2 protein-coding genes are annotated in these 3,384 nt (G+C 52.3%); one reads left to right on the top strand and one right to left on the bottom strand.

The features are described from left to right. Positions 1–52 precede the first annotated feature (52 nt). A complete protein-coding gene (locus tag NKH52_RS35135) occupies positions 53–2,644 on the bottom strand; it encodes an AAA domain-containing protein (protein ID WP_352736860.1) in 2,592 nt (863 codons plus the stop codon). Between the two features lie 49 nt (positions 2,645–2,693). On the opposite strand from NKH52_RS35135, the gene NKH52_RS35130 reads away from it, so the two are divergent. Continuing rightward, complete coding sequence (locus NKH52_RS35130; RefSeq protein WP_352736862.1) at positions 2,694–3,314, top strand: SLATT domain-containing protein; 621 nt, start codon at positions 2,694–2,696, stop codon at positions 3,312–3,314. Positions 3,315–3,384 lie beyond the last annotated feature (70 nt).

Genomic DNA, 3,384 nt, shown 5'->3' with positions numbered 1-3,384 from the left:
GCGCCCGTCCCTTCACCCGCCCAGCAGGGCACAACCCACGCCGGAAACGAACTCAAAACTGGATAGAAACTGGGGGCAAGGTCAAAGTCAACCGCTCCGAATCGAAGGGAGGGAGCTGATGATGATCTCCTATCAGCAGTCGGCGCCCTGACAGCGATAATGGGGCTATCAATTCAGGGCCTGTCGCTTTAGCTGCTTCTTCTATTAGCACCCAGTCAAACTGAGCACCATCTTCACATAGGCGCTCAACGTCGAAAGAATTACTTGTTGAAAAAACAACGTTTGCCGATTCCAAAACTAACGCGTCTAATGCACGTAAGCCAACTTCTTCACGGCGGTTAAGCGGTCGGGTGACCTTACCTTCATCATCAAATGTGGCGTGCAACACAGCCTCTTTGAGCGACGAGATCCCGAGTTGCAAGGGGCCCGGAGCATCATTTATCAAAGCTGAACTCAGAACCCGATCGAGATAGCTAGCCGCGGTCTTTCGAATATCTTCATCCGTCGAGACTGAATCGTTTCCTCCCCTAGACCGAACTATGATCGTTTCCGGCAGCGCCGCGACAACCTTCTTTCGGACCGTTGAGAGTAGGTGATCAAGTGCTTGATGGCTTTGAGCACTCAGGAGAATTCGGGCGGCTGGGTCGCCTTCAAGGCGTCGCCTGACTACCTCGGCGCTTAGTCGCGTTTTCCCGACTCCTGGGGGTCCGACGACTAGATGGTTGGGCAATGTTTTCCAGATCTGTTCCAATGCTTCCCGCTTTGGGCCATCTAGGTCGCGATATTCACTATCCTCTACCAAGACGTCCTGTGAGCTTCTTATCCGCCTTCTCAAGTCGACAAACAGCGATGCCAAATCTCGCTGCTCGCCAAGCGCTTTGGTTGTTCGCAAACGGCGCCGGATCAAAGCTTCCGTCCCCGCTTCTCCGCTGCGCTTGAGAAACAGGTTCTTTTCGTCACGGATGAGATCCAGAACTTCAAACTCGTAGAGCGGAGAGCCGTTGGCGCCTTCCACTACTCCGAGAAAACGCGCCCTTATCTCAGTTGCATTCTTTGAGGATAATGTTCCTGATACACTGAGCCTCCAGTCGACGTCAGTTCCAAGATCTTCCTTTTCGAATATCCGATCCATAACCTCGGCGGTGTTCCGCTCTTCGATTTCGGCCGCGAGATTGTCGCGAGCTGTACCCAAGCGAGGGGCAAGGCGAACAACATTTCTCCCTCCATCCGTCTTCGCTGACGCGACGCTGACAGGCAGGATGTCCAACGATTTGACTAACGCCTCGACGACTTGAACAAGCAGTACCGCTCGCTGCAAAGGCACACTCTCGCGATTGATATCGTCGACTTTTGGAGGGACGATTGGAATCGTCCAATCGATTGCCATACTTCTCAAGCGGCCGAGCAATGCTAGCGCGTCGTGCTTGTTGCGGGCAACTAGGACTTCGTGGCTAAGGCGATGAACCTCTCGATCGCCCGGCAGTCGCGCTCGATCCCTCGGAACGATCGAAACCACAGTTGCGATTTGCCAGGTGGGTGGACCTTCGTCCGCGAACTGTCGAACGCGGTACGAGAGTGCCTCGGTAATGATTGTCAAAGTATCGAGCGTCTCCAAATCGTTCTGGTTGGAAACGACGATCTTGGCACCGCTCGCAATATCGCCCTCTATGTATGCTATTTGACCATCCAAGTCATCGATGGGTATGCCGCCATCAGTAGCCTGATCGATAGCTTCCGCCATTTTCCGGTTAGGACGGGCAAGTAGAATGAAGCGGGCCGCTTTCGTGGTCCCAAACCGGACGAGCTCGCGTAGTAGCGTGTCGACCGAACGCATGACCCAACGTGCATCAGCGGCGTCTTCTCTATGGGGATCGGTTAGTCGACGCAGAAAATCGATCTCGCCTTCGCTCAGATCAATTACGGGTCGGCCCCGTTGAAAAGGGTCATCCGACCGAAGCCGAGTCACGTCCACACCCAATATATCAGCAAAGAGCGCGCCTAGAGCTTTCCAATCGTCACCATAGGAATAAATCAACCGGTCGATCCGCGCGCGCGCTTTCGCCAACATCGGATCAAGGGCTTTGGCCTCCCCCATGCCAACGCACCACTCGAAGCCTCCAAGTTTGAAGTCCGCAGAATTGCTGCCGTTCGTGAACACTGCATGCCGGTCAAGCCTACCGTGAACCAGTCCCCGCGCATGCAATAGCCCTATGGCCTTTGCTAAGCGGGAAAGGTTGTTCCAAAGGATTGCTCGATTGGAAACGATGTCCAGCCCCTTCAGCCAGTGGCGAGAGCTTAGGGTGCGCAGACGTGCCGCCAACGGCGTGGCTGCAGCCTCATATACCACGCAAAATGAATCTGCGGTCTCAATCATCTCGATGACTTCGACCATGACTTCATCGGCGTCAGGATAGTTCATTACCCGATCAACCTGAAGCCTTTCATGGTTCCAGAGCTCCCTAAATTCCCCGTCTGCCTGATCTCCAGCTTTCCACCAGATCTTAAGTGTTCGATCTTCGCCTGTCTCCTTGACGACGGCCGTGATCAATCCAGGGCGCAGCTCTTCGACTTGAGGACGTTGGAGATAATCTTCCGAAAGCGAGAAGGTATCTTCCAGTCGAATTCTCTGATTGCGTCGGGCCATGATTATCCACTATCTAGATCAATCCATTAATTCGCGAGTTTAGAAGATCATGCAACCACATCCCGGCAGAACCACCGACCCGCTACTAGGAAAGATGTGGAAAACAAAAAGTGCCCGCTTTAACGCCCACACACGACTCAAAGCGAAACAGTCGTTGTCCACCACAGCAACGTCTTTCCTCGCCTTTTACCTGGTAATCGTGGCGCTCATACCTCTGCTCTATGAGGCAAGCCTCCCGCCGGGCGGACCGAAGTTTCTGTCGGTTGTGTCCCTAATTATATCCATTTTCCTAATTATCATCACTTTGCTAGAGAGCTCCAAAAATTACAGCGGCGAAGCAGACAGGATGCAGAAGTGCGCGCTGGAGATTTCTGACATATACAACCAATTTCAGGCGCTGATTTTGGAGGAGGCAAACAGCCGTAGACCTGAGTTTAGCGCAAATTACAGTGAAATTCTGAAGACACATCAACTAAATCACAAAGATGTTGACTACATTAGATTTGAATTGATGTTTCATAAAGATATGCAAATTGGAAGATTTTCACTGGCCTTAATGTTTATTCGCTACGTGGCTCTGATCGTCGCAGAATATTGGCTTTACTTTGTTCTAATACTTGGTCCAATGGTATTGGGCTATTTCTATAGGTCAGAACTAGCAGGCTGTTGAAAAAGGCGCTCGCTGCAAGGCTCTGACCGTGATTCATTGGCTCCGAAGGGATTTGGAGGTGACGAGTGCG

It is taken from the genome of Mesorhizobium sp. M1066 (assembly GCF_040318635.1).
Lineage (GTDB): Bacteria > Pseudomonadota > Alphaproteobacteria > Rhizobiales > Rhizobiaceae > Mesorhizobium.
Note: the sequence above shows the minus strand (reverse complement) of the source record. Positions and strands in the feature narration are given on the sequence as shown.

Coding starts and splice junctions, on each gene's coding strand:
- NKH52_RS35135 (WP_352736860.1), bottom strand. CDS start 2,644: ATGGCCCGACGCAATCAGAGAATTCGACTGGAAGATACCTTCTCGCTT.
- NKH52_RS35130 (WP_352736862.1), top strand. CDS start 2,694: ATGCAACCACATCCCGGCAGAACCACCGACCCGCTACTAGGAAAGATG.